The organism is Chryseobacterium sp. SIMBA_038, assembly GCF_046535115.1.
Lineage (GTDB): Bacteria > Bacteroidota > Bacteroidia > Flavobacteriales > Weeksellaceae > Chryseobacterium.
In genome coordinates this window covers 1-274 of the sequence record NZ_JAWRXH010000146.1, presented here as the reverse complement: position 1 = coordinate 274, position 274 = coordinate 1, and the positions used below count along the sequence as shown (strand labels likewise).

General features: G+C 64.2%; 1 protein-coding gene. It reads right to left on the bottom strand.

Features of this window, described 5'->3' with window-relative positions:
- A partial coding sequence (locus tag SB689_RS23050; protein WP_410694389.1) for a hypothetical protein occupies nucleotides 1–274 on the bottom strand: 274 nt, incomplete at both ends.

Here is a 274-nt window from a genome sequence, read left to right as displayed (position 1 = left end):
AAACCGCGCAGTCCGCCCCCGCGGAGAACGAATTGACGGGAGCGGCCTTGCCATCGCCATCCGTCACCCCGTCAATGATTGCGCCGTCGGATTCGAAGCGGTATTTGAGCCCATTGATCGGCGTGCCGTCGAGGCCGACAAACACGTGATCGAGCACCGGCGCGCCCGACTCCAGGCCCGAGCGTGGCGCAGAGTCCTGCGTCGTCGTGGCCTCCGGCAACGGCCCGTCGTTAGACGAAGCAGTCGATGCTGTCTGGGTTGCAGGAAATTTGTC